This window comes from Kitasatospora sp. NPDC101155 (assembly GCF_044768305.1).
Taxonomy (GTDB): Bacteria; Actinomycetota; Actinomycetes; order Streptomycetales; family Streptomycetaceae; genus Kitasatospora.
Map to the genome: position 1 here is coordinate 202,555 of NZ_JBIWPN010000004.1, position 24,589 is coordinate 227,143.

Annotated in this window: 23 protein-coding genes, 1 pseudogene and 1 riboswitch; of the genes and pseudogenes, 11 read left to right on the forward strand and 13 right to left on the reverse strand. The window is 71.1% G+C overall.

Annotated elements, in window-relative coordinates; genetic code table 11:
- Positions 1-30: 30 nt before the first annotated feature.
- The gene (locus ACIRYZ_RS07630) at positions 31-642 is read left to right on the forward strand and encodes a hypothetical protein (protein ID WP_402940914.1); all 612 of its coding nucleotides are present in this window, start codon (positions 31-33) and stop codon (positions 640-642) included.
- Positions 643-944: 302 nt separating this feature from the next.
- Here the strand turns inward: ACIRYZ_RS07630 and ACIRYZ_RS07635 are convergent, their stop codons facing one another.
- The 4 genes from ACIRYZ_RS07635 to ACIRYZ_RS07650 form a co-directional block, all read right to left on the reverse strand.
- Positions 945-1,955, reverse strand: coding sequence for a tetratricopeptide repeat protein (locus ACIRYZ_RS07635; RefSeq protein ID WP_402940917.1), 1,011 nt, complete (start codon positions 1,953-1,955; stop codon positions 945-947).
- Between the two features lie 218 nt (positions 1,956-2,173).
- Positions 2,174-3,364 carry a methyltransferase domain-containing protein gene (locus ACIRYZ_RS07640; protein ID WP_402940919.1) on the reverse strand — a complete coding sequence of 397 codons (1,191 nt, stop codon included), beginning with the start codon at positions 3,362-3,364 and terminating at the stop codon, positions 2,174-2,176.
- Positions 3,361-3,534 carry a hypothetical protein gene (locus tag ACIRYZ_RS07645; protein WP_402940922.1) on the reverse strand — a complete coding sequence of 58 codons (174 nt, stop codon included), beginning with the start codon at positions 3,532-3,534 and terminating at the stop codon, positions 3,361-3,363. Before ACIRYZ_RS07645 ends, ACIRYZ_RS07640 begins: the two co-directional genes overlap by 4 nt.
- A 9-nt stretch (positions 3,535-3,543) precedes the next feature.
- Positions 3,544-3,666 (reverse strand): hypothetical protein, encoded by a 123-nt coding sequence (locus ACIRYZ_RS07650; protein ID WP_402940925.1) that lies wholly within the window; start codon positions 3,664-3,666, stop codon positions 3,544-3,546.
- Between the two features lie 534 nt (positions 3,667-4,200).
- On the opposite strand from ACIRYZ_RS07650, the gene cyaB reads away from it, so the two are divergent.
- Together cyaB and ACIRYZ_RS07660 are read left to right on the forward strand one after the other, a co-directional pair.
- On the forward strand, positions 4,201-4,770 hold the full coding sequence (gene cyaB / locus ACIRYZ_RS07655; protein ID WP_402940928.1) for a class IV adenylate cyclase: 570 nt from the start codon (positions 4,201-4,203) through the stop codon (positions 4,768-4,770).
- 13 nt (positions 4,771-4,783) lie between these two features.
- Positions 4,784-4,966 (forward strand): annotated as a pseudogene (locus ACIRYZ_RS07660) (HD domain-containing protein); the annotation flags it as partial.
- A 209-nt stretch (positions 4,967-5,175) separates the two neighbouring features.
- Here the strand turns inward: ACIRYZ_RS07660 and ACIRYZ_RS07665 are convergent.
- The 3 genes from ACIRYZ_RS07665 to ACIRYZ_RS07675 are packed head-to-tail and all read right to left on the reverse strand — an operon-like array spanning position 5,176 to position 7,214.
- Entirely contained in the window at positions 5,176-5,649 is a 474-nt protein-coding gene (locus ACIRYZ_RS07665; protein ID WP_402940931.1) for a hypothetical protein, read from the reverse strand.
- Positions 5,650-5,655: 6 nt separating this feature from the next.
- A complete protein-coding gene (locus ACIRYZ_RS07670; protein WP_402940933.1) occupies positions 5,656-6,891 on the reverse strand; it encodes a helix-turn-helix domain-containing protein in 1,236 nt (411 codons plus the stop codon).
- Entirely contained in the window at positions 6,888-7,214 is a 327-nt protein-coding gene (locus tag ACIRYZ_RS07675) for a putative quinol monooxygenase (RefSeq protein WP_402940936.1), read from the reverse strand. Before ACIRYZ_RS07675 ends, ACIRYZ_RS07670 begins: the two co-directional genes overlap by 4 nt.
- 227 nt (positions 7,215-7,441) lie before the next feature.
- Between ACIRYZ_RS07675 and ACIRYZ_RS07680 the strand changes: the two genes are divergently transcribed.
- Positions 7,442-7,933 (forward strand): ATP-binding protein, encoded by a 492-nt coding sequence (locus tag ACIRYZ_RS07680; RefSeq protein WP_402940939.1) that lies wholly within the window; start codon positions 7,442-7,444, stop codon positions 7,931-7,933.
- A 79-nt stretch (positions 7,934-8,012) separates the two neighbouring features.
- Here ACIRYZ_RS07680 and meaB read toward each other — a convergent pair whose 3' ends face one another.
- The 3 genes from meaB to ACIRYZ_RS07695 are packed head-to-tail and all read right to left on the reverse strand — an operon-like array spanning position 8,013 to position 13,120.
- Complete coding sequence (gene meaB, locus ACIRYZ_RS07685; protein WP_402940942.1) at positions 8,013-8,999, reverse strand: methylmalonyl Co-A mutase-associated GTPase MeaB; 987 nt, start codon at positions 8,997-8,999, stop codon at positions 8,013-8,015.
- A 12-nt stretch (positions 9,000-9,011) separates the two neighbouring features.
- A complete protein-coding gene (gene scpA, locus ACIRYZ_RS07690) occupies positions 9,012-11,216 on the reverse strand; it encodes a methylmalonyl-CoA mutase (protein ID WP_402940945.1) in 2,205 nt (734 codons plus the stop codon).
- Positions 11,213-13,120, reverse strand: coding sequence for a methylmalonyl-CoA mutase family protein (locus ACIRYZ_RS07695; protein WP_402940948.1), 1,908 nt, complete (start codon positions 13,118-13,120; stop codon positions 11,213-11,215). The genes scpA and ACIRYZ_RS07695 overlap by 4 nt, the downstream gene beginning before the upstream one ends.
- Positions 13,121-13,449: 329 nt before the next feature.
- Between ACIRYZ_RS07695 and ACIRYZ_RS07700 the strand changes: the two genes are divergently transcribed.
- The gene (locus ACIRYZ_RS07700; RefSeq protein ID WP_402940951.1) at positions 13,450-14,520 is read left to right on the forward strand and encodes an NlpC/P60 family protein; all 1,071 of its coding nucleotides are present in this window, start codon (positions 13,450-13,452) and stop codon (positions 14,518-14,520) included.
- A gap of 291 nt (positions 14,521-14,811) precedes the next feature.
- Here ACIRYZ_RS07700 and ACIRYZ_RS07705 read toward each other — a convergent pair whose 3' ends face one another.
- Both ACIRYZ_RS07705 and ACIRYZ_RS07710 read right to left on the reverse strand, forming a co-directional pair.
- Positions 14,812-15,696 (reverse strand): M56 family metallopeptidase, encoded by an 885-nt coding sequence (locus tag ACIRYZ_RS07705; RefSeq protein ID WP_402940953.1) that lies wholly within the window; start codon positions 15,694-15,696, stop codon positions 14,812-14,814.
- The gene (locus ACIRYZ_RS07710; RefSeq protein WP_393038620.1) at positions 15,693-16,028 is read right to left on the reverse strand and encodes a BlaI/MecI/CopY family transcriptional regulator; all 336 of its coding nucleotides are present in this window, start codon (positions 16,026-16,028) and stop codon (positions 15,693-15,695) included. Before ACIRYZ_RS07710 ends, ACIRYZ_RS07705 begins: the two co-directional genes overlap by 4 nt.
- Positions 16,029-16,255: 227 nt before the next feature.
- Positions 16,256-16,432: riboswitch (M-box (ykoK) riboswitch) on the forward strand.
- Between the two features lie 358 nt (positions 16,433-16,790).
- Between ACIRYZ_RS07710 and ACIRYZ_RS07715 the strand changes: the two genes are divergently transcribed.
- From ACIRYZ_RS07715 to ACIRYZ_RS07725, 3 genes are all read left to right on the forward strand, one after another.
- Positions 16,791-18,455, forward strand: a complete 1,665-nt coding sequence (locus ACIRYZ_RS07715; RefSeq protein ID WP_402940956.1) for an NRAMP family divalent metal transporter — start codon at positions 16,791-16,793, stop codon at positions 18,453-18,455.
- Positions 18,456-18,558: 103 nt separating this feature from the next.
- On the forward strand, positions 18,559-19,293 hold the full coding sequence (locus tag ACIRYZ_RS07720) for an MgtC/SapB family protein (protein ID WP_402940959.1): 735 nt from the start codon (positions 18,559-18,561) through the stop codon (positions 19,291-19,293).
- Positions 19,294-19,339: 46 nt separating this feature from the next.
- Positions 19,340-20,017 (forward strand): YoaK family protein, encoded by a 678-nt coding sequence (locus tag ACIRYZ_RS07725; RefSeq protein WP_402940962.1) that lies wholly within the window; start codon positions 19,340-19,342, stop codon positions 20,015-20,017.
- Between the two features lie 70 nt (positions 20,018-20,087).
- Here ACIRYZ_RS07725 and ACIRYZ_RS07730 read toward each other — a convergent pair whose 3' ends face one another.
- Positions 20,088-20,744 carry a hypothetical protein gene (locus ACIRYZ_RS07730; RefSeq protein ID WP_402940964.1) on the reverse strand — a complete coding sequence of 219 codons (657 nt, stop codon included), beginning with the start codon at positions 20,742-20,744 and terminating at the stop codon, positions 20,088-20,090.
- Between the two features lie 362 nt (positions 20,745-21,106).
- Here ACIRYZ_RS07730 and ACIRYZ_RS07735 point away from each other — a divergent pair, with 362 nt between their 5' ends.
- The 3 genes from ACIRYZ_RS07735 to ACIRYZ_RS07745 are packed head-to-tail and all read left to right on the forward strand — an operon-like array spanning position 21,107 to position 24,545.
- The gene (locus ACIRYZ_RS07735) at positions 21,107-21,631 is read left to right on the forward strand and encodes a PadR family transcriptional regulator (protein WP_402940972.1); all 525 of its coding nucleotides are present in this window, start codon (positions 21,107-21,109) and stop codon (positions 21,629-21,631) included.
- Entirely contained in the window at positions 21,628-22,314 is a 687-nt protein-coding gene (locus ACIRYZ_RS07740; protein WP_402940975.1) for an ABC transporter ATP-binding protein, read from the forward strand. The genes ACIRYZ_RS07735 and ACIRYZ_RS07740 overlap by 4 nt, the downstream gene beginning before the upstream one ends.
- On the forward strand, positions 22,311-24,545 hold the full coding sequence (locus ACIRYZ_RS07745) for an FtsX-like permease family protein (protein WP_402940978.1): 2,235 nt from the start codon (positions 22,311-22,313) through the stop codon (positions 24,543-24,545). The genes ACIRYZ_RS07740 and ACIRYZ_RS07745 overlap by 4 nt, the downstream gene beginning before the upstream one ends.
- Positions 24,546-24,589: the final 44 nt, after the last annotated feature.

Here is a 24,589-nt window from a genome sequence, read left to right on the forward strand (position 1 = left end):
CACCTGCTGGCGCCCGTGAAGGAGACGTACGTGATCGCCCCCCGCGCCCGGCTGGCCGCGATGATCGAGGACCTGGAGCGCAACCCCCGCGTGCAGCTCCTGGAGGCCACCGTCGCACCGCCGACCCCACCATCCGACATCGAACTCGCCGTCCGCCTGGCCCACGGCCGCCTCCCGGACGGCGTCGAGGCCTTCTACCGCGAAGTCGGCGCGGTCCGCCTGAGGTGGCGCCACACCGTCCCCGAGTTCCTCCACGGCGACCTCTCGGACCAGGGCCTCGTCAACCTGCTCCCGCTGCCCGAAGTCTTCGCCGACTGGCACGGCGTCACCTGGCACTCGTCACAGGACCAGGAGTACCGCCCCGTCAAGCCCTTCGACATGTTCGTCCCCGAGGCCTGCGCGGCGTTCGTTCCTCCCCTCGACTCCGTCCACTACCACTACTTCGGCGAGGAGCTGTACGACACCGGGTACTCGTTCGACGCCTACCTGGAACGGCTGCTCGCCTCCCGCGGCTTCTGGTACTGGCCGCAGACGCTCTGCCAGGAGTTGGTGGAGAGCACCGAGGTCGCCGCGTTCCGTCGCGCGATGCCGGTGATCTTTCCGGACCACGACGACGCACTGTTCCGGCCGCTGCGACGCTGAACCGGTGGTGCTCGTGCCGCTCCCGCGCCGGAGCGGGTGGCACGAGCGCGTCCGAGGGGGCGGTGCGATGGGTGGGCCGGCGGGGTGTGACCGCCTAGCGGACGTCGCCGGCCATGCGGGTGTCGAGGGCGTTCCCCGGGATGAGGCGCTTGTGCACCGCGCCCACATCCCGGACGGCGTCCGCGTCGGCCGCGATCACGACGTCCTGCACGATGGTGGCGATGGTCCTCTGCTCCTGTCCGGGGGTGCCGAAGAAGCCGTTGAGACCGCAACTCCAACGGCTCGTTCGCGTATGCCACAGCTCACTCCAATGCTGAGGCTCGATCGTCCAGTTCCTCGACGCCGGGTACGTCGCGGAGGCGGTAGAGGCGGGCGCGCATGTCGTTGACGGCGTCCTGAACCTTGATGAAGCGGATGCCGTCCGCGCAGTCGAGGAAGTCGTTCCACGAAGCGAGGGCGCCGTCGATGTCGTCCTGGCGGAGGCGGACGGTGCCGAGGTCGGCGAGGACGATCGCGCGGGTGCGGCGGCGGTCGAGGCCGTGGATGTCGAGCGCATGGTGAAGGTGGTCCTGCGCGCTGGTGCAGTCACCGAGTTGGGCGAGAATCATGCCGGACTCATGGGCCCACCGGCCGATGCTGTAGTGCGAGGCCCAGGACTCGCCTGGGGCGTCGCTGGCACGTTCGATCGCGGTCTGTGAAGCCGAGAGCGCGGCGGTTGCGGTACGGCGATCGCCGTCGAGGGCAGCGGCGTTGGCGAGGGTGGCCTGGTAGTAGGCCAGGGCCCGGGGGGAGTCGAGGGTCTTGGCCTGGTCGACGCACTCCTCCGCTATCCGGACGGCGGTGGGTCTGAAACCGAGGTCGATGGCCTGGACGGCAAGGCCACGGAGGGCGGTGGCGGCCAGTTCGGCGTCGCGGGCCTCGGAGGCCAGGCGGAACGAGTGGGCGTAGTACTGCTGGGCGGCGTCCTGGTTGCCCTCGTCCTGGGCCATCCATCCGGCCAGGTGGACTAGTTGGGACGTGGCCGCGAAAAGCTCGCGGCCGACGGCTTCGCTCCAGGTGCCGTCCAACCAGGGGGCTACGTCGTCGTGGAGGTAGCGGACGGCGAGATGGCGGGCGTGTCCGCCGCCGAGTTCCGCCGCAGCGTCGCCGAGCGACTTGGTCATTTGACGGATCGCGGCGACCTCGCCCCGGCCGACTTGGACCTTTCCACCGGACTTGAGCCGCACGCGGCGGAGTACGGCGTCGGGGTCAGGCAGGCCCAGCGCCGCGAGCGCGTAGGCGCTGGAGGCGGCTACGAATCCCCGGCGATCCACCACGTCCCTCCGGCTCAGCTCGATGACGGAATCCACGGTATCGCCAGTTCCGGTCTCATCCTGACCAGTTGGCGGGCTGCTAACCGTTTCTGCTAGGTCGATGCCCAGAAGCGAGATCTGATTTGGAATCCGGCACTTCGGCACGTGACCAGTCCTTTGCCTTTGGGGGCTCGCAGGCCGGCCCCGGGCCGGTCCGACGGTCCGGTGCCGACTGTCGCTCATCGCAAGGGCCATGCATTCGCCGGGTGGTCGAGCCAGGCCGTATGCCCCTTGGACGTAACGGTGAGGCCGAACCGATCCGGCCCGGGACGGTCGTGGTCGAGCCACCACTGGTGAGCGGCTTCGACCTCGTTCCACAACCGGCGGGGGCCGTGCTGCCAGACGGTGTAGCGCTCGGTGCTTTCGGCACCGTCCCAGTCGACCGCCGCCCAGGAGCTGCCGTCGGTCGTGGCAACCCAGAGGCGGGTTTCCACGCCGTCGACGTCGGGCGCGTGGTGCCAGGCGTACCAGAGGTCGCCGAGGCGGTGGCCGAGCGCGAACTGGGTCTCGAACTCGGAGTCGGCGACGGCCCAGGGATCGAGGGTGGACGTGGACTCGGTCGGGATGTGGTCGTCCATGACGACGTCCCGGAAGAGCCTGAGGTCGAGGCGCTGGGTGCGCATCAGCATGAAGGCGCTGTCCGGTGTGTAGCGGCCGGTGGCCGTTCCGTCCTCGCCGACGGTGAGGCGGAGCAGGCCGCCGCAGATCCAAGGGTTTTCCCAGGGAGCGAGCACCGCTCCACCGAGCCTCGTCTGGCTGATCCAGGCGTAGGGAATGCGTTTGATCGAGCATGTCGCCACAACTCGGTCGTACGGCGCCTCGGCGCCCCAGCCGAGGCTTCCGTCCCCATGGACGACGCTGGGGACATAGCCGTTGGCGTTCAGGTTTGACCGGGCGAGTTCGGCCACGGCGGGGTCGATCTCGATCGTGGTCACGTTGGTGTCGCCCAGTCGGTGGGAGAGGAGGGCGGCGTTGAACCCCGTCCCGGAGCCGATCTCCAGAACTCTCATCCCTGGGGCGAGATCCAGGAGTTCGAGCATTTTGAAGACGATCGACGGGGCGGAGGCAGAGGAGGACGGCAACGCATCGGACGGGTTCTCCGGCTCCTGCCCGTCGTTGATCTGCGTTACCACGGGCTTGTCCGTGTGCGCGGCGGCGAACCAGCGATCCGGCTCGTGGTCACGATCGCACGGCGTGAGTTGGTCGTCGTCGCCGCTCAGCCAGATTCGGTCGGGGAGGAAGCGGTGTCGCGGGGTCGCTTCGGCGGCCTTGCGCCACTCCAGGGCCATCTCGTGCCCGAGGAAGCGGGATACGGTCTGGAGCAGGCCGCGCATGGCGGCCTGCTCATCGGTGCTCAGTTGAGTTGTCACTTGCCCTTGTCGCTGTCCTTGCCGTGCTTGCCGGTCTTCGACCCGGACGAGGTGTCCTGGGTCGACTTGCCCGTGTTGAAGTCCTTCTTTCCAGCGTGCTTGCCCTTCCCGCCGTCGTTGGCGCCGCTACCGCCGCCGGAGCTTCCGCCCTTGCCGGTGCCCCATCCCATGGCTACCTCCTACCGGGCCGTGATGGTCGTCGTGGTGTTGATGGTCATGCTGCTCACCGGAATCACCGGAATCACCGGCCCGGGGCCGGGCGGGGCCGGCGGGGGAGGGGGCTTGGGCTGCGGAGTGGTCATGATCGCGCTCCTCTGGTTGGTGAGGCAGGTGTGCAAGGACCGTTGTCGGATGGGGCCTTCGGCCTCGTAGTGCCGACCTGGCCCATGCCGTAGTCGCGCATCCAGATTCGTCTCACCGACCGTGAATGCCGATATCCAGGCGGTAATCTCACCGTGGGATAGATCGACCGACAAGGGGCGCGCCTCATGGGTACCGCACTCGAACCGATCAGGCTGGCCGACCTCGCTTGGCAGAACGAGCAAGTGCGGCGTGCCCTGCGGGATCGAGACGTTGCCGCCCTGTTCCGGTACGTGAGGAGCTTTCCGAGTACGGGAAGGTTGAGGTGTATCGGTACCGAACGGTTCCGGTGTGGCGGATCATCAGGCTGGACCGCGTCCTCTTCGTCGGGGCCTTCGACGCGGATTGGGAAGGACACGAGTCGGCAACCTATAAGGTGCTGCCCACTCCGCACGGTCCCCTGTACCGGGGCTGGTGTCGGCAGTTCGATGTCATGGTGGACGGCGCTGAGCGTGTCTTCTGACGGAGGGAACAGAATGGCGATCGAAGCGGAGCTCAAGGCAGTCGTGCGCGATCCGGAAGGCGTGCTCAAGCAGTTGGAGGAGCGGCACGGCGCCGGCCGCGCCGAGGTCTACCGCGACACGTACTACGACGTCCCGGACGGCAGCCTGATGGGCGCCGACCGTGAGCTGCGGATCCGTACTGTGCACAGCCCGGACGACACGCGCACCGTGCTCACCTACAAGGGTGCCCGGGTGGACGAGGCGTCCGGGTCGAAGCCGGAGGCCGAGACCCGGGTCGAGGATGCCGACGCGACGCATGAGATCGTCCGGGGCCTGGGGTTCACTCCGCGCATCGCGTTCGAGAAGCGCTGTCGGAACTACAGCTTTCAGCGTGACGGGCGGCGTCTGCTGGCCACACTCGTTCGCGTTCCGGAGCTGGACGATGCGACGTTCATCGAGGTGGAGACATCGGCCGCGTCGGTGGATGAGCTTGCTCCGGCTCTCGCCCTGGTCCGTGTCGTGCTGACGGAACTTGGCATCGACGAGGACGACTTGACCACCGAGCTGTACACCGACGCGGTCGCGGCGGCACGGCCGGCATGAGCGGAGCCACACAGTGGCAGAGGACCTGACCTCGGTGGCGTGGTTCCTGTTCGAGCCCGGGACGCTCAAGCAGACCAAGCGTACGGGCCGGTGGATGGCGGGTGTCTGCGATCCGGAGTCGGTCGCAGAACACTCCTGGCGCACGGCGCTGATCGCCTGGATCATCGCCAAACTTGAAGGTGCTGATCCGGCTCAGCGGTGGATCGACAAACAGCAGTGGCCGACTCACCACGAAGACCGCCAGCGCTCTAGCCGGTGCCGTTCTGGCGAGCGACTCCCTCGACTGGCTTCGCGCCGTGCTGGGTGAGACGCCGATCTGACGCGGGGCTCCGAGGCAGCCGTTCTCTCGCGTGGCCGCCCTCCCTGGGAGGGCGGCCACGCGTTCAGGGCGCTTTGACCGCCTACTTAGCGGAGTGCTCCCCGCGGCCACAGCACCTCGACTGGCACGCCGCGCTGCCGGGCGTACGCGACCACGTCCGCCGTCCCGCCGTAGCCCCGAGCCGGCAGGCGGTCCCAGACAGCGAGGAGCTTGTCGACCTGCTGGACGAGGATTTCGCTGCCTGTCATGTGGGCGGCTTCGTCAGACTCCACGTGACCGGTCCGGTGAACGGCTGTGGCGACTTCCAACAGATGGTCGTAGGTGGGGTGATGCCATTGCGGCAGCCCATCCCGGTACTGATCGGCCGGAATGACGGCCTCCAGCCGCGCACCTCGCTCAAGCGCGATCTCCGCCAACCACGCGTCCGGCCCGTCCGCGATGCAGGACACAATGGTCAGTTCGTTCGGGTTCTCGCGCGCGAGAGCGTCTTCGAGCAACTGCCGTACCTGCCCCTCGACCTCGGTCGTCAGCCCTCGGTGCCCCGTGATTCCGATCCGCACCTCACTTCACCCCATGGCGTTTGCGCGTTTGGCCAGCTGTACCAACTCCGATGGCGCACTACGGCCGGCGATGAGGATGAGTTCACGGATCGTCGCCCGCGCACCCACGTGGGTTCGGACGCTCTCTGGCGCCACCTCCTCGGCGCGGAGGAGGCATTCGAGGGCTTCCCCGAGGTGGCGTCGTTGAGCGTGAGCTCTGCCAAGGTCGATCAGGAGCCTGGACCTCCGCTCGGGTGAAAGCCGTCCGGCATCGATTTGTTGGCCCAGGTCCAGAGCCTCGCCCGCATCGCCGAGGTCGACGGCCGTGGAAACCGCCTGGATCTCCACGTTGGTCGGACCGAACTCCAGGTTGAAGTCGTTGCGATCCTCGCCGAGTTGAGCGGCGACCTCTCGGGCGCTGACAATTCCCTCCCGTGCTCGCTCGCGTTGGCCGGCGCGAGCGGCGGCCAACGCGAGAACCAGATGGAGCGAGCCGAGAACTGAAAGCGCTTCCGGTGGTGGGCTGCCCGCCGACATGTGGGTCCGCAGGGCGGCTACCGCACTCCTGGCTGCGTGTTCGGCCTGGTCCAGCCGCCGCAGCCGGACGAATGCATGGGCCATTCGATAGATCCCGGCGAAGACATGCAGAGGCTGCCCGGACTGCTCGGCAGCTCGGATGGCCCGATCGGCGGCAATCCATGCCGCGTCGGCCTCGTCCTGGCGGACGAATGCTGCTGCGACCGCCTGATATGCCTGGCTGAGTAGCAGATGGATTTCGGCGCGCTCGCCTCCGCTGGTGATCCGTGCTGCCCGCTCCAATCGCGGCAGGACATCAGCGATCGCCGTGCTGAGCTCGGCGAAGCGCGAGCTGTGGGTCAGATGCCAGAGCTGCTCGACGGCGGTGGCCAGCTCGGTCGGGTCGGGAGTGCTGGTTCGGTGCTGCTCACCGAACAGTGCATCGAGAGCAGGATGCCCTGAGAGCGACAGTCGTGCGAGGTCAAGGTCGTTGGGCTGGTCCTCGGTCATAGATGCTATGGCAGGCGGCGGAGCATCAGGTCGCAGTGTCTGAACCGAAACGCCAAGGCCGTGCGCCAGTAGCTGGAGTACGTCGAGGCGGACCACCGGCTGGACGCCCCGTTCGACCTGCGATACCCAACTGGCGGTGCGATTGATGGCTGCGGCGAGTTGATCCTGCCTCATGCCGCGACTCTTGCGGAGCTGGGCGACCCGGGCGCCGAACGCCCGCCGCTCTTCTGGGCTCACCGGGCAGCCTGGCCGGAAGACGTGCCCTTGCCGGAGATCTCGTTCAGGAACGTGACCTCGAACGATTCGAGGTACTGGCCGCGTTCGGCCAGAAACCTGCGGACGTGAGGCTGGCGCTCGTGCTCCTCGAACGCCTCGCGATCCGCGTACAGCTCATAGAAGACTCGAACATGCGGTTCGTCCGATACGGCGTGGTTGACGTAGACGAGAGTGCCGGGCTCCTCGGTGCGGATGCCTTCGAGTGCTGCCTCCGCCAGAGCGTCGAAGGCGTGAGCCGCTGCCGCGTCGCGGGCGACGAAGCGCACAACAAGGCCGAATCCCATGGTTCTCCCCTTCCTGGATTGGTCGAGTCTCGCACGACTCGGTGAAGGTCTGCGAGTAGCAGAGTCGCTTGACTCGCAGAATTTCTGCGACTACTTTCAGTGTTGCCAACGTAGCCGAGAGCTATGTGTGGAGTCCCTTTCGCCGCCGTCCAATGGCGGCCACTGCTTGTGGGTGGACTTTGGGTGTCGACTTCGGCTCTTCGTCCACTCGTAGTGATGGAGGAGCAATGGGGTCGGACCTGATCGTCAGTCCGCTCAACACCGCGCGGTTTCCTGTTCCGCTGGAGTGGGGCGAGCCGCCGGGGGCCGACGCGGTGCCGGCGGCGCGGCGGCTTGTCATGGCGATCCTGCGGGAGTGGGGTGTGTCGCTCTCAGAGGACGCGCTTCAGGAAGTCGAGCTGTGTGCGAGCGAGTTGATTGCCAATGCGCTGGTGCACACCAAGGATCGCTGTGTCGTGACCGTCCGCCGCCGTGCTGGGCGGGCGCGGGTGGAGGTTGCTGATCGGTGTCCGGAGCTCCCGCATCGGGAGCGAGACGAGGAAGCGACCGGTGGGCGTGGCCTCCTGCTCGTGGAGGCGCTGGCACATGCGTGGGGCTGGCGCCCGGCAGGGGTGGGCAAGGTGGTCTGGTTCGAGTACCTGGAAACCGTCGAAGCGCCGTGCCCCACGCACGGGTGGGGCACGGCGGAGGACCTTCGAGCTCTGCCCGAGGTGGCGTAGTGGTGACCGTTGGGCGGCTCGTGTGGTGGGTGCTCTTCTCGGCCGCGGTGGTGGCTGGCTTCGTGTCAGGGTGTGACCGTTAGCCGAAGAAGGTGTCCAGGATCTGCTGTGCTGCCAATCCCGCCGGCAGGGTGCCGGCACGGACCTGGGCCTCCAACTCCGGGGCGAGGCGGAGGACGTCGGGGTGTTCGTGCAGCCTCGCGTAGAGCTGGTCATGGACCATGGACCAGGTCCACTCGACTTGCTGTTCGCGGCGCTTGGCGGCCAGGGCGCCCGTTGCGTCGAGGACCTTACGGTGCTGCTGGAGGCGCTCCCACAGCACGTCGAGCCCGGCCCCGTCGAGGCCGCTGCAGGTGAGCACCGGGGGAGTCCACGCCGCGTCCGGCGCCTGCAACAGCCGCAGCGCGCCCGCCAGTTCGCGCGCCGCCGCCTTGGCGTCGCGCTCGTGCGGGCCGTCGGCCTTGTTGACGGCGATGACGTCCGCCAGCTCCAGCACGCCCTTCTTGATGCCCTGGAGCTGGTCGCCCGTCCGGGCCAGGCTGAGCAGCAGGAAGGTGTCCACCATCCCCGCCACGGCCGTCTCGGACTGGCCCACACCCACCGTCTCGATGAGCACCACGTCGTACCCGGCCGCCTCCATCACCACCATCGACTCCCGGGTGGCCTTGGCGACCCCGCCCAGCGTCCCCGAGGTCGGCGACGGTCGGACGAAGGCGGCAGGGTCGACGGCGAGGCGCTCCATCCGGGTCTTGTCGCCCAGGATGGAGCCGCCCGTCCGGCTCGACGTCGGGTCGACGGCGAGCACCGCGACCCGGTGGCCCAACCCCGTCAGCATCGTGCCGAAGGAGTCGATGAAGGTCGACTTGCCGACCCCGGGCACGCCCGTGATGCCCACCCGGACCGCACCGCCCGCGTGCGGCAGCAGCCGCTGGAGCAACTGCTGCGCGAGCGCGCGGTGGTCGGGCCGGGTGGACTCGACGAGGGTGACGGCGCGCGCGATCCAGGCGCGCGAGCCGTCGAGGACACCCGTCACATAGCTGTCGAGGTCGATCGTCCGCGGAGGCATACGATCAGGCGATCACAGCTCGTGGCCGAGGTCGGCCGCCAGCGACTTCAGCAGGTCGTAGGCGGCCTCCGGGATCACGGTGCCGGGCGGGAAGACCGCGGCCGCGCCCGCCTCGTAGAGGGCGTCGAAGTCCTGCGGGGGGATGACCCCGCCCACCACGATGGTGATGTCCTCGCGCCCCGCCTCGGCGAGTTCGGCGCGCAGCGCGGGCACCAGCGTCAGGTGCCCGGCGGCCAGTGAGGAGACGCCGACGATGTGCACGTCCGCCTCGACGGCCTGGCGGGCGACCTCGGCCGGGGTCTGGAACAGCGGGCCGACGTCCACCGTGAAGCCGAGGTCGGCGAAGGCGGTGGCGATCACCTTCTGGCCGCGGTCGTGGCCGTCCTGGCCCATCTTGGCGACCAGGATGCGCGGGCGGCGGCCCTCGGCCTGCTCGAACCGCTCGACCAGGTCCCGGGTGCGCTGGAGGGGGGCCGACGGGCCGGCTTCGTCACGGTACACACCGGAGATGGTACGGATCTGGCCGGAGTGGCGGCCGTACACCTTCTCCAGGGCGTCCGAGATCTCGCCGACGGTGGCCTTGGCCCGGGCCGCGTTGACGGCCAGGTGCAGCAGGTTGCCGTCCAGCGAACCGCCGCGCTGCGGACCGGCCTCGGCGGCCCGGGTCAGCGCGTTCAGCGCGTCCTGGCACGCGGCCTCGTCCCGCTCCTCGCGCAGCCGGCGCAGCTTCTCGATCTGCCGGGCGCGCACCGCGGAGTTGTCGACCTTGAGCACGTCGATCTGCTCGTCGCTCTCGACCCGGTACTTGTTGACGCCGATCACCGGCTGGCGGCCGGAGTCGATCCGGGCCTGGGTACGGGCGGCGGCCTCCTCGACGCGCATCTTGGGGATGCCCGCGTCGATCGCCTTGGCCATGCCGCCGGCCGCCTCGACCTCCTGGATGTGCTGCCAGGCCCGGGCCGCCAGGTCGTTCGTCAGCTTCTCGACGTAGGCCGAGCCGCCCCACGGGTCGATCACCCGGCAGGTGCCCGACTCCTGCTGCAGCAGCAGCTGGGTGTTGCGGGCGATGCGGGCGGAGAAGTCGGTGGGCAGCGCCAGCGCCTCGTCCAGGGCGTTGGTGTGCAGCGACTGGGTGTGGCCCTGGGTGGCGGCCATCGCCTCGACGCAGGTGCGCGTCACGTTGTTGAACACGTCCTGGGCGGTCAGCGACCAGCCCGAGGTCTGCGAATGGGTGCGCAGCGACAGCGACTTGGGGTTCTTCGGGTCGAACTGCTTGACCAGCTTGGCCCAGAGCAGCCGGGCCGCGCGCAGCTTGGCGACCTCCATGAAGAAGTTCATGCCGATCGCCCAGAAGAACGACAGCCGCGGCGCGAAGGCGTCCACGTCCAGCCCCACGTCCAGGCCCGCGCGCAGGTACTCCACCCCGTCGGCCAGGGTGTAGGCCAGCTCCAGGTCGGCCGTCGCACCGGCCTCCTGGATGTGGTAGCCGGAGATGGAGATCGAGTTGTACCGGGGCATCTTCTGCGAGGTGTACGCGAAGATGTCCGAGATGATCCGCATCGACGGCTGCGGCGGGTAGATGTAGGTGTTGCGGACCATGAACTCCTTGAGGATGTCGTTCTGGATGGTCCCCGCGAGCTTCTCGGGCGGGACGCCCTGCTCCTCGGCCGCGACGATGTACAGCGCCAGGACGGGCAGCACCGCGCCGTTCATGGTCATCGACACCGACATCCTGTCCAGCGGGATGCCGTCGAACAGCTGGCGCATGTCGTAGATCGAGTCGATGGCGACACCCGCCATGCCGACGTCGCCGGTGACGCGCGGGTGGTCGCTGTCGTAGCCGCGGTGGGTCGGCAGGTCGAAGGCGACCGAGAGGCCCTTCTGGCCGGCCGCCAGGTTGCGGCGGTAGAAGGCGTTGGACTCCTCGGCGGTGGAGAAGCCGGCGTACTGGCGGACGGTCCAGGGCTGGTTGACGTACATGGTCGGGTACGGCCCGCGCAGGTACGGGGCGACGCCCGGGTAGGTGTCCAGGAAGTCCAGACCGGTGAGGTCCGCCGCGGTGTACAGCGGCTTGACGCCGATGCCCTCGGGGGTGTCCCAGACCAGCTCGTCGACGTCCTTGCCGGTGGACTGCCGCCAGGCGGACTGCCACTGGGCGTCGGTGACGTCGGCGGCGGCGTCGCCGTCCAGCCCGATTCCGGTGAAGTCAGGGATCATCGCGCCACCTCGTCCTCGTCGGCGTTCTCGTCGGTGCTGCTCGCACCGGTGATCTGGTCCAGCAGGGAGGTCAGGACGGCGACCGCGTCCCCGCCGGCGTGGATGAACTCGTCCACTCCGGCGGGCACTTCGGCGAGCCGCCCGGCCAGCAGCACCCGCTGGGCGCCGGCCGCCCGGAGTGCGGCGGCGACCGCCTCGGCGTGCTCGGCGTACAGGGCGTCGCTGGAGCACAGGCAGGCGACGGTCGCGCCGGAGGCGGCGAACGCCTCGGCGAAGGCCGCCGGGTCGAGGGATTCGTGCGAGCCGGTCGCGATGCCGCCGGCCTGGAACAGGTTGGCCGCGAAGGTGGTGCGCGCGGTGTGCGCGGCGGCGCTGCCGATCGAGGCCAGGAACAGCTTCGGCCGCTCGCCGGTGGCGGCGAGCACCGCGTCCGAGCGGTCGCGCAGCGCCTCGTACGCCTCGGCGCGGCGGACCTGCGGCAGGCCGCCGGCGTGCCCGGCCGGGGCCGGCTCGCGGACCAGCGGCTGCTCGTCCAGGTGCGGGAACTCGCTGACGCCGGTGACGGGTTCGCGCCGCTTGGCGAGCTTCCCGGACCGCTCCGCCCAGGTCGCGGCGATCCGCTCGTCGATGAGACCGGACTCCAGGGCGCCGCGCTGGCCGCCGGCCCGCTCGATCTCCTGGAACCAGGCCCAGGCGGCCCGCGCCAGCTCCTCGCCCAGCTGCTCGACGTACCAGGAGCCGCCGGCCGGGTCGATCACCCGGGACAGGTGGGACTCCTCCAGCAGGATCGACTGGGTGTTGCGGGCGATCCGGCGGGCGAAGGCGTCCGGCAGGCCGAGCGCGCTGTCGAAGGGCAGCACGGTGACGGCGTCGGCGCCGCCGACCCCGGCGGCCAGGCAGGCGATGGTGGTGCGCAGCATGTTCACCCACGGGTCGCGGGCGGTCATCATCACCCGGGAGGTGACGGCGTGCTGGCGCTGCGCCGAGGCCTCGGCGGAGGCGCCGGACACCTCGGCCACGCGAGCCCACAGGCGGCGCGCGGCACGGAACTTGGCGATGGTCAGGAACTGGTCGGTGTCCGCGGCGTAGCGAAACTCCAGCTGGCCGAGCGCCTCGTCCACCGACAGCCCGGCGGCGGTCAGCGCGCGCAGGTAGGCGACGCCGGTGGCCAGCGAGCAGCCCAGCTCCTGGGCGGGGGAGGCGCCGGCCTCGTGGTACGGCAGGGCGTCGACGGTGAGGGCCCGGACGTTCGGGTGGTCGGCGGCGCAGCGGGCGGCCAGCGCGGTGGCCGCGGCGAGCAGCGCGTCGGTGCGGGCGGCGTCGCCGGTGCGGGCCTGGAGGCCGAGCGGGTCGGCGCCGAGGTTGCCGGCGGCGGAGGCGGGGGAGACCTCGTGCTCCTCGTACAGTTTGAACAACTGCTCGGCGGCGTCGGCGAATTCGGGGCCGGCGTCGAGCGCCACGGCGGCCAGGTCCAGGTACACGCCGGCGAGCGCCTCGGGCAGGGCCGTCACCGGCAGGCCCGCGGCGCCCAGCTCCAGCCAGAGCGAGCCGACGCCGTTCTCCAGGTCCGCGAGGACCGCCTCGTTGGTGCGCCGCCGGTCGGGGTCGGCGTGCCGCTGCCGAACGTCCCACCCGGCGACGGCGGAGCCCTGCGGCCGCCCGCCGCGGACGAACGGCGGGAAGCCGGGGTAGCCGGGCTCGGCCGAACTGTCCTCGGCGGTGTACAGCGGGCGGGCGCGCAGGCCGTCCTGGAGTGCGGTGCTGAGCGCCCGCTCGGCGGCGGCGCCGTCCTCGGGCTGGGCACCGGACTTGCGCAGCACGCCCTCGACGAGCTGCTGCCACTGCTCACGGTGCGCGGCCGGGAACTCGGCAGCGAGGGGGAGCCCTTCGGGCGGGACCTTCATGTCCGCAGGTTAGCGCCCGTTTGCATACCCGCAAGAGGGGAGGCGTGTGTGACCTTGTTCTCGATTTGGCGAAGCTTTAGCACTCCGCTGGGTGACGAGTGTCAGAACGGGTGTCAAGGCAGGTGTCACGGGGTGGCGTGACGGGTGACGCAACGCCGGTGCCACGGTACGCGATCGATCGCCCGGCAGTGCCCGGATGGGGGATTGCGGAACCCCGCCACTCATCTATTAAGTTACTTCGAAGAAGGCGGGCAGGGGCGGCATCCCCCGTACGCCCCTGCCCGCTCTTCGTCGTCCCCTTTGCGTCCCCCGAAGGAGATCCCACCGCGATGGGAAAGCGCCGCAAGCCCAGCCCCCCGAGCCGGGCCCGCCTGGCGGTCCTCACCACGGCCATGGCCGGCGGCGCGGTGCTCGCCTCCGGCACCGCCCATGCCGAGCCCGCCCCGAGCCTCGCCACCGTCAAGGAGCAGGTGGACAAGCTCAATGAGGAGGCCGAGCAGGCCATCGAGCAGTACAACGGCTTCCAGGGCAAGCAGCAGAAGCTCCAGGGCGACGCCAACAAGATCCAGGAGAAGGTCGCCCGCGGCCAGGAGGCGATGAACGAACTGCGCACCCGGCTCGGCGGGGTGGCCGCCGACCAGTACCGCAGCAACGGCATCGACCCGTCCGTCCAGCTGATGCTCGACTCCGACCCGGCCGCCTACCTGGAGCGCGTCTCGGCGCAGAACCAGGTCGCCGACACCCAGACGGCCCTGCTCAAGCAGGCCCAGGAGGAGCAGCGCAAGCTCGACCAGGACCGCACCGAGGCCACCGCCACCCTCGCCCAGCTGGACTCCGTCGGCACCGAGCTCGCCGAGAGGAAGAAGCAGATCCAGGCCAAGCTCGCCCAGGCCCAGGCCATGCTCAACAAGCTCAGCGCCGAGGACCGCGCCAAGGTCAACGCCCAGCAGTCCGCGGAGAAGGCCAGGGCCGAGGCCCAGAAGGCGGCCGCCGCCGACCGGGCCTCCCGCTCCACCCAGCGCCCCGACCTGAACGCCCCGGCCCCGCCCGCCGGCGGCCGCGCCGCCGCCATCGTCGGTTTCGCCTACGCCCAGCTCGGCAAGCCCTACGGCTGGGGCGCCACCGGCCCCAGCAGCTTCGACTGCTCCGGCCTCACCGGCGCCGCCTACCGCGCGGCGGGCGTCAAGCTCTCCCGGATGTCCCAGGACCAGTGGAACGACGGCCCCCGCGTCGCCCGCGCCGACCTTCAGCCCGGCGACCTGGTCTTCTTCTACGGCGACATCCACCACGTCGGCATCTACATCGGCGACGGCAAGATGATCCACGCCCCCCGCACCGGCAAGAACGTCGAGGTCCTCCCCATCGACGCCATGCCCTACGTCGGCGCCGTCCGCCCGTAAACCCTTCCGCCCCGGCGGCCCCGTCAACCCCTGCGCGCGGCCGTCGGGGTGGGGCCGCAGAACGATCGGAGGACGTTCCGTCCGGCCGGAAGCGGCCTCAACTGAGCGGACCGGTCGAAACGTTGCCCAGAGGGTGGCCGGGCGCTCCGACAGCGCCGACCGCGATCACCCGGGCGCTCCGACAGCGTCGGCCGCGATCACCCGGGCGCCCGCGGCGGTAGTCCCGGTCGCCGCCGAGACGCGAGAAGGCTGGGGCGTACCTGCGCCGCCGCTGGGTACTGGTGGAACGACCTACGGGTGCGGCGCGCAGGCCAGCAGGTACGGCAGCACCGGCAGTGCCGACACCGCCAGCCACCCGGCCAGTTGGCGCCGCCGGCCGCCGCCGGGCCGCGCCAGCCGACGGACCCGGGTCAGCACCCCGGTGGACGCCGCCCCCAGGGACCCACCCGGAGCCGGACCGGACGTGGCCAACGCGCAGAGCGCCGAGGCCAGTTCGCCCCGCGACACCTTCGCCAGCGCCGCGTCGTCCGCCGCCATCTCCAGCAGCAGCGCCACCTCGGAGCGCCCCAGCCGGGCCAGCGGCAGCGGCCCGAGCAGCAGCGCGAAGGTGTCGGCGGGCAGCCGGAACAGGTGGTGGCGGCCGCGGATGTGCCCGTGCTCGTGCGCGACGGCCGCGGCGAGCTGCCGCTCGTCGAGCAGTCGCAGCGCCCCGCGCGACAGCACGACCCGGGAGCGACGCCCGGGCAGGCAGTAGATCGTCGGGTGGGCGTGCTCCAGCACCAGCGCGCCCCAGCGCCGGTCCCGTACGGCGACCACGTCCAGCACCGCCCGGTGCCGCCGCCGGGCCCGCCCGGCCCGGGCGCCGACCGCGGCCAGCGCGAGGGCGAGCAGCGCCCCGGCTGCGGCCGGCAGCCACCAGCCATGGGTGTGCGGCACGACCGGCCCGGCCGGTTCGAGGTGGGGGAGCAGTCCGAGCAGCCCGGCCGGCTCGTGGGCGGCGGGCTCCAGCGCGTGGTGCGCGGCGAGCACCAGGGCGACGGTGAAGGAGGCCATCAACGCCAGCCACAGCGCCGCGCCCAGGGTCGGACGGGTTTGGAGCCGGGTGGAGCCGGCCAGCCGGCGGGGCAGCAGGACGCCGGTCACGGCCAGGTAGAGGCCGAGCAGGGCGAGCGTCACTCGGCGTCCCGGGCCTTGACCTGTTCGAGGGCGGCGAGCAGGGCGGAGGCCTCGTCCCCGCTGATCCGGTCGACGAAGCGCAGCAGCGCGCCGGCCCGGTCCGGGGTGGTCTCCAGCGCCTGGTGCATCAGCTCGGCGGTGTACACCTCGCGGGTGCAGGTCGGTTCGTACACCCAGGCGCGGCCGACCTTGTCCCGGCGCAGCCAGCCCTTGGTGTGCAGGATGTCGGCGACGGTGGTCACCGTGGTGTACGCGACCGGCCGCTGCCGCTGGAGGTCGTCGACCACCTCGCGCACCGTGGCCGGACGGCCCCAGGACCAGAGCCGGTCCATGATCTCGGCCTCCAGATCGCCGAACCCCCGTAGCACCGCCGTGGTCTCCCTTGCCGAACCGACCGCCGGCGCCCTTCGCCCGCTGGAACGCGGCCCATGCTACGGCGGGTGCCGGGCGCGAGAGGGTGAAGGGAGTGCGCTTGGTCAAGGTTCTACAAAGGTGTAGCGGATCGGCCGAAAACGTGATTGGGCCGTTCGTGGCGGGTCTATGCTTGGGGAGGTTTGAAAAGGCACCTCGTTCGGTGAGGCGTCTTCACGGACACAGGCCACTGACCCGACGACGTCGAGAGACGCCCAGGTTCAGGACAGGTCTTCCCGACTTAAGGGTTGACCCCAAGTGGCTTCCGGCCAGGCAGGCTGGACACGCCGTGGAGTGCCAAAGCTCTGACGAGTTGGGGTGTACCGGTCCATTCGGGGCCGGTGTGCTCCTTGCCGTGTCGTGATGCGGCGCACAGACGGTGCGCCCCCGACCGGGAGGAGGTGGGAGACATGGACTGTCCTAGTCCGGGCCACAGTTGCCCCTGCCCCCGCATGCTCTCGAACACCTCCGGCACGCGGTAACAACCTTCCCTGCGCGTTCACCCGGTGCTTCGTCCCGCGCTCAACCATGCCTGGACGCAAGCCGCCTGACGCATCCTCATGCCCGTACGGCCGCCGCCGCTCAGCGTCGCCGTGTGGAGCGGATGCCGTGCGCTCGCAGGGAGGATCGCTGCTGCGTGCCCCCTGTCGCCCCCTCCAGGAAGGGGGCAGGGAGGCCCCGCCATGACCAACGTGATGCTGGACCCGAAGGTTTCCACGGTCCCCACCGCTCCCACCGCCCAGTCCGCCGTGCTCGACGACGCCCACGTCGGCGACATCAGGGGCGCGCTCGGCACCATCAAGCTGGACGACAACGCCCCGCGCCAGGGTCTGTCCGCGAAGCTCAAGACGCTGCTGGCGATCGTCGGCCCCGGCCTGATCGTGATGGTCGGCGACAACGACGCCGGCGCCTTCTCCACCTACGGCCAGGCCGGCCAGAACTACGGCACCCAGCTGCTGTGGACGCTGGCCCTGCTGATCCCGGTGCTCTACGTCAACCAGGAGATGGTGCTGCGCCTGGGCGCCGTCACCGGCGTCGGCCACGCCCGCCTCATCCTGGAGCGGTTCGGCAAGTTCTGGGGCGCGTTCAGCGTCATCGACCTGTTCCTGCTGAACGCGCTGACCCTGGTCACCGAGTTCATCGGCGTCACGCTGGCGGCCGGGTACCTGGGCCTGCCCAAGGTCGCCTCGGTCATCCTGGCGGCGGCGATCATCATCGCCTCGGCCTTCACCGGCTCCTTCCAGCGCTTCGAGCGCGTCGCCATCGCCCTGTGCGTGGGCTCGCTGCTGCTGGTGCCGATCTACTTCATGGTCCACCCCAAGACCTCGCAGATGACCCACGACTTCGTGGTGCCGCAGATGCCGGGCGGTTCCGGCCAGCTCGCGGCCGTCATGCTCGTCATCGTCTCGATCGTGGGCACCACCGTCGCCCCGTGGCAGCTGTTCTTCCAGCAGTCGTACGTCATCGACAAGCGGATCACGCCGCGTTTCATGAAGTACGAGAAGGTCGACCTGTGGATCGGCATCGCGATCGTGATCATCGGCGCCGCCGCGATGATCGGCTTCACCGCCGCCGCCTTCGCGGGCACCGACGGCTTCGGCCAGTTCTCCGACGCGGCCGCCGTGGCCAAGGGCCTGGAGGACAAGGCCGGCCACCTGGTGGGCGTGCTGTTCGCCATCGCGCTGCTGGACGCCTCGATCATCGGCGCCTTCGCGGTGTCCCTGTCCACCGCCTACGCCATCGGCGACGTCTTCGGCATCAAGCACTCGCTGCACCGCGGGGTCAAGGGCGCCAAGGGCTTCTACGCGGTCTACGCCGGCCTGGTGGTGGTCGCCGCGGCGATCACCCTGCTGTCGAACGACTACATGCAGGGCCTGATGACCCAGTTCGTGCAGGTGCTGGCCGGCGTGCTGCTGCCTTCCGCGACGGTCTTCCTGCTGCTGCTCTGCAACGACAAGGCCGTGCTCGGCCCCTGGCGCAACGGGCCGAAGACCAACGCCTTCACCTCGGCGGTGGTCGGCGTGCTGGTCATGCTGTCGCTGATCCTGACCGCGGCCGTGGTCTGGCCGGACATCAGCTCGGACGCGATCCTGTGGATCATGGCCGGCTGCGGCGTGGCGGGTGTGCTCGTCGCCGGGTACTTCTTCACCTTCGGCCGCCGCGGCACCAAGGAGGACCCGATCGACCGCACGGACCGGGAGAACTGGCGGATGCCCCCGCTGGAGACGCTGAGCCGCCCGGTGATGTCCACCGCCCGCAAGATCGGCATGGGCGCCCTGCGCACCTACCTGCTGATCGCGATGGTCATGGTCATCATCAAGATCGTGCAGACCGCGCTGAACCACTGAGCCACCGATCGAAGCCCGTACGGACGGGTGGTGGGCAGCGGCTCGCCACCCGTTCGTTTCCTTTTCCCGCGTTCCCCGTGATTCCTCTGGAGGAGGTGCCGTCGTGCACACCCTGACCACCGTCGAGTTCCTGGTCCGGCTCGCCACCGGCGTCGCCTGCGGCGCACTGATCGGCGTCGAGCGCCAGTGGCGGGCCCGGATGGCCGGCCTGCGCACCAACGCCCTGGTCGCCGCCGGCGCCACCCTGTTCGTGCTCTACAGCGAGGCGGTCGGCGACACCGGCAGCCCCACCCGGGTCGCCTCGTACGTCGTCTCCGGCATCGGCTTCCTGGGCGGTGGCGTCATCCTGCGCGACGGCGCCGGCGTGCGCGGCCTCAACACCGCCGCCACGCTCTGGTGTTCGGCCGCCGTCGGGGTGCTGGCCGCCTCCGGCAAGCTGGAGCTCGCCGGCCTCGGCGCGCTCGCCGTGCTCGCCGTCCACCTGGTGCTGCGCCCGGCCGGCCGGGCGCTCGACCGGGCCCCGCAGTCCGGCAGCGACCCGGACTCCACCTGCCGGGCCACCGTCCACCTGGAGTGCGACCGCAAGTCCGAGACCCACATCCGCGCCCTGCTGCTCCAGGCCCTGGCCGCCTCCGGCCTCGCCCCCACCGGCCTGCGTGCCCGCCGCACGGAACAGGGCGACGCCACCAGCCTGCGCGCCACCGTGGCGATCACCGGGCAGGTGACCCCGGCCCTGGAGCAGGTCGTCACCCGGCTGTCGCTGGAGCCCGGGGTGCGGGACCTGCACTGGCACCTGGACGAGGAGTCGGACGAGTCCGGCAGCCCGGCGCTCGCCTGAGGGAGTAGAACGGAAGGACCGTCACGCGAACCGCCCGGGAGGCCCGATGCTGAAACCCGACCCCGAGCACGGGCCGCTGGTGCCGATGCTGCTGGTGCTGACCGTGGTCACCGGGATGGTGGACGCGGTCAGCTACCTCGAACTCGGGCACGTCTTCGTCGCCAACATGACCGGCAACGTGGTCTTCCTCGGCTTCGCCCTGGCCGGCGCCGCGAACCTCTCCGCCACCGCCTCACTCGCCGCCCTCGCCGTGTTCCTGCTCGGCGCCCTGGCCGGCGGCCACCTCGCCCGGCACCTGCCCGGCCACCGCGGCCGGCTGCTGACCGCCGCCGTCGCCGCCCAGGCGGTGCTGGTCGCCGCGAGCACCGTCCTGGCGGCCGTCATCGGCCACGGCTCCGAACCCGCCCGCTACACCCTGATCGGCCTGCTCGCCCTCGCCATGGGCGGCCAGAACGCGGTGGTCCGCTCGCTCAAGGTCCCCGACCTCACCACCACCGTGCTCACCATGACCATCACCGCCCTCGCCGCCGACCTCACCGGCCTGCGCCGTATCGCCTCCGTCGTCTGGATGTTCGCCGGCGCCCTGCTCGGCGCGCTGCTCGTCCTCCACGCCAACGTCCCCACCGCGCTGGCCCTGGCCCTCGCCCTGCTGGTCGCGGTGGCCGTCCTCACCCACCACGCCGGCAAGCCCACCCCGGCGCCCGCCTGGACCGAGCGCCTCTGAGGCCGAACGCCCTCGCGCCCCCTCGCCGAACGGCTGAGGGGGCGCGAAGGCTTCCGGAGTCGGCAGCTTCTCAATCCTCGCGGCGGTGTCCGGCGCGGCCGCTCCAGAGCGGCTCGAGGCGGGCCCAGCTGGTGGTCCAGGCGGTCTCGGCGCGGCGGTCGAGGGAGTGGAGGCGCAGCCGCAGTGCCAGGGTCAGCATCGCGAGGAGGGCGAGGAGGACGCCGGCGCCGGTGCAGGCGGCAAAGACGGCGAGGGAGGCGCGGTTGGCCGGGGGAGTGGTGGGGGTGCCCGCGGGGTCGACCCAGATCGGGACGACGGTGCCGGTGGTGGCCGTGCGAGGGGCCTCGACGGTACCGGTGTGCGCGGTGCCCGCAGGGTAGTTCCAGGCGGCCGGGACCTCGATCCGGCTGTTGTAGCCGTCCGCGAAGCGGCTGCCGGTGGCGGCGCCGTGGTCGGGGAGGACGGCGACCACGGCGTCCACCCGGTGCAGCCGCACCCGGTCGGCGGCGGCCTGCGGCGCGGTCGAGCGGTAGAGGAGCAGGGCGCCCAGCACGGAGACGGCGACCGCCGCCAGCCCGCCGACGATCGCGAGCAGCCAGGCCCGGGCCCGGGCGCGGTCGAGCGGGCGGACCAGCGGTTCGTGCCGAGTGCCGAAGGCCCGCCGCAGCTGACGGCCGGTTCGCCGCGGGAGCGACGCGGGCCGGGCGGAGCGGGGTGTGCTGGGCACGGTGAGGACTCCTCAAGGGCGCGGGGACGTACAGGGTTTCATCACCCAATCTCCACCCGACGGCCCCTCGCGCACAAGAGTGGCGCCCGCTCGTCGTGCCACCGACCGCACCACCCGGGACGTTCGGCCCTCGGCAGGCGCCGCCCGCCCGGGCAGGCTGGAGTCCGGCCGCGCCCTCCGTGCCTGAGCGCGAGGCCGGCCCGGCCGGACCGTGGGGGTTCCGGGCCGCGGCGCGGAGCAGGGGGCGGTCGTGGGGGCCGCCTCCTGTCCCCGCCTGTCCGCCAGTTGACGTTTCGCCAGCTCAGCGCCGTATTCTTCCCAGCTATACACTCGGTGTATATCCCTGGTGTATGGTTTCGCCCATGAGTGTTCCTTTGACCCTCCTCGGGCTGCTGGAGCGGGAGCCGAGCCACGGCTACGACCTCAAGCGCGACTACGACGCCCTCTTCGGTCGCGGCAAGCCCCTCCCGTACGGCCAGGTCTACTCGACCCTCGGCCGACTCGCCCGCGACGGCAAGGTGATGGCCGGTGAGGCCGAGCCCGGCGACGGGCCCGAGCGCAAGCGCTACGTCATCACCGACGCCGGGGCGACCGAGTTCGAGACCTGGCTCCAGGAGCCGGTCGCGCCCGAACCCAACCTGCAGTCCGTGCTGTTCACCAAGGTGGTGCTGGCCCTGATGCTGGGCCGCGACGCCGAGCAGTACCTGGACACCCAGCGTGCCGCCCACCTGCGCCGGATGCGCGAGCTCACCGAACTGCGCCGCGCCGGCGCCCTGGTGGACGCCCTGCTCGCCGACCACGGCCTGTTCCACCTGGAAGCCGACCTGCGCTGGATCGACCTCACCGTCGCCCGCCTCGACGCCCTCGCCGCGGAGGTGCGCGCATGACCACGGTCATCGAAGCCCGCGACATCGCCCTCGCCTTCGGCGAGACGCCCGCGCTGCGCGGGGCGAGCCTGGCCGTCCAGGCCGGCGAGGTGCTCGCCATCATGGGCCCCAGCGGCTCGGGCAAGTCGACGCTACTGCACTGCCTGGCCGGCATCCTGGTGCCCGACGCGGGTGAGGTGCTGTTCAACGGGCAGCGCCTGGACCGCATGTCGGAGGCCCAGCGCAGCGCCCTGCGCCGGGACACGTTCGGCTTCGTCTTCCAGTTCGGCCAGCTGGTGCCGGAGTTGACGGCCGAGGAGAACGTGGCCCTGCCGCTGTTGCTGAACGGCGTGCGCCGGCCCGCGGCGCTGGCCCAGGCCCGGCCCTGGTTCGCCCGGCTCGGCCTGGACGGCATGGAGACGCGCCGCTCCGGTGAACTGTCGGGTGGTCAGGCGCAACGCGTGGCGCTGGCCCGAGGCCTGGTGGCCCGTCCGCAGGTGCTGTTCGCCGACGAGCCGACCGGTGCGCTGGACTCGCTGACCGGCGAGCAGGTGATGGAGCTGATGGTCACCGCGGCCAAGGAGCAGGGCACCACCGTCATCCTGGTCACCCACGAGCCCCGGGTCGCCGCCTACGCCGACCGCGAGGCGATCGTCCGCGACGGCCGGGCCCGCACGCTCTCCGCCGGGTCGGTGGCCCCGTGATCCCGTTCTCGCTCCGACTGGCCGTCAGCGGCGGCCGGGAGGCGGTGGCCCGGCTGCTGATGATCGCGGCGGCGGTCGCGATCGGCGTCGGACTGCTGCTGTCCACCCTCTCCAGCGTCAACGCGATCGACCGCGCCAACCAGCGGCAGGTCTGGATGAACACGGGGGTCAAGGGCGCGACCGCGGCCACCTCGGCGGACCCGCTCTGGTGGGGTGCCCGGGTGGACTACTACCGGGGCAAGACCGTCTTCCGGGCCGACCTCGCCCCGACCGGGCCCACCTCACCGCTGCCGCCCGGCCTGACCCGGTTCCCCGCGCCCGGCGAGTACTACGCCTCGCCCGCGCTGGAGAAGCTGCTGCGGGAGACCCCGGCCGTCGAACTGGGCGACCGCTTCCCGGGGCGGCAGGTCGGCACCCTCGGTGAGGACGCGCTGCCCTCCCCGGACACCCTGGCGCTGGTCATCGGCCGTACGGTGGACCAGGTCAAGGCGCTGCCGCGACCCACCGCGGTGACCAGCATCGCCACCGCACTGCCCGCCGACTGCGAGCAGGACTGCTACGGCGCCGGCGTGCACGGCGACAGGATGCTGCTGGTGCTCACGGTGGTGGCCGGGGCACTGATCTTCCCGGTGCTGATCTTCATCGGTACTGCGACCCGGCTGTCCGCCGCCACTCGCGAGCAGCGCTACGCCGCGATGCGCCTGGTGGGTGCGACGCCGGGTCAGGTGTCGGTGATGTCGGCGGTGGAGTCCACGGTGGCAGCGGTGATCGGTACCGCCGTCGGCTTCGGACTGTACTTCGCGCTGAAGCCCCTGGTCGCCGATGTGCCGTTCACCGGCGACCGCTTCTTCCCCCAGGACCTCAGCCTGAGCCTGCCGCAGGCGGCCGCGGTGGTGCTGGGCGTGCCGGTGACGGCGGCGCTGGCCGCCCGGTTCGCGCTGCGCCGGGTCACCGTCTCGCCGCTCGGGGTCTCCCGCCGGATCACCCCGAAGCCGCCGAGCGCCTGGCGGCTCACCCCGCTGGTGGCCGGCCTCGCGGAGCTCGGCTACTTCGTCGGCGGCCGCCCGGCGACCACCAACGGGCAGTCGCTGGCGTACCTGACCGGCTTCGTGCTGGTGATGCTGGGGCTGGTCATCGCCGGTCCGTGGCTCACCATGGCGACCGCCCAGGCGGTGGCCCGGCGCACCAGTCGGCCGGCCTCGCTGATCGCGATGCGCCGCCTGTCGGACGACCCCCGGGCGGGCTTCCGCTCGGTCGCCGGTCTGGTGCTGGCGCTGTTCGTGACCACCGGGACCCTGGCCATCATGAGCACCATCAACGCCAACCAGGGCATGCTGAACGGCGCCCCCGAGGTGCGCAAGGCGATCGTGGACGTCCCGTTCGGCAACAAGGAGGACGCGGCCACGCTGCCCTCCGTGCCCGATCGCGTGCTGGCGCAGGCCCGGGCCGTCCCCGGGTTCCGGGGGATCGCGCTGGTGCACGACAACCCGGCCGGGATCGGCGCGTACCAGCTGGGCGAGCGGCGGATGGTGCCGAGCCTGGTGAACTGCTCGGAGCTCGCGCAGATCCCCGTGGTCGGCCACTGCGCGCCCGGAGCCGCCGTCGCGGCGGTCGATCCCTTCCAGCTCCTCGACCTGATGGACGCCTCCCAGCACGAGTGGCCGACCGCACCGATCCCCGCCGCAGACGTGGCCGGACTCCCGGTACGGATGCTCTACGCGACCACCGACGGCTCCGAAGAAGCCAAGGAGCAGCTGCGGACCCTGTTCATGAAGGAGTTCCCGAACTACGAGCCGCGGTTGGCCGAGGACTGGTCCTCCGAGGGGCAGAAGAAGCTCCAGGGCTGGCGGCAGTTGGCGAACGTCGTGCTGTTGACCACCCTGCCGATCGCCGGGTGCAGCCTCGCGGTGAGCGTGGTGGCCGGACTGTCCGACCGCCGACGGCCGTTCGCGATGCTGCGCCTCACCGGGGCACCGCTGCGGCTGCTGCGCGGGGTGGTCGGACTGGAGAGCGCGCTGCCGCTGCTGGTGGTGTCGGCGCTCGCGATCGGGACGGGCTTCGCCGCGGCGGCGATGTTCCTCAAGGCGCAGATGGACTACAGCCTGGTCTCCCCGGGCCTGGCGTACTACGGACTGACCGGCTTCGGGCTGCTCGCCTCGCTCGGGATCATCGGCTCGACGCTGCCGCTGCTCAAGCGGATCACCGGGCCGGAGGCGGCCCGCAACGGCTGAGCGAGGTCGGTGAGTTGACTGCCCCGTCGCCTGCTACGAGTGGG